General features: G+C 60.9%; 1 protein-coding gene. It reads right to left on the reverse strand.

Features of this window, described 5'->3' with window-relative positions:
• Positions 1 to 274, reverse strand: a 274-nt coding sequence (locus SB772_RS40745; protein WP_410838618.1) for a hypothetical protein, incomplete at both ends; no start/stop codon positions are given.

Genomic DNA, 274 nt, shown 5'->3' on the forward strand with positions numbered 1-274 from the left:
GGTCTGCACGTGTGAGGTTGGTCGAAGTGAGATCTCCACCGCTGAGATCTCGCGCGGCGAGGATGATCCCCGCCAGGCTCCTGCCCGGTATACGGATCTCAGTTAGGTCAGCCGCGGCTATGAGCGTCTGGACGAACCGCTGCTCCTCAGCAAGTCGGTGCTCACGTTCCGCATCGACCCTCGCGACCGCCGCCTCTACATATAGAACAGCCACACCGATCACCGCGCCGACCCCGAGATTGATTCCTGGATCGGAGTACTTGTTGCCTTCACT

This window comes from Paraburkholderia sp. SIMBA_030, assembly GCF_046535245.1.
Lineage (GTDB): Bacteria > Pseudomonadota > Gammaproteobacteria > Burkholderiales > Burkholderiaceae > Paraburkholderia.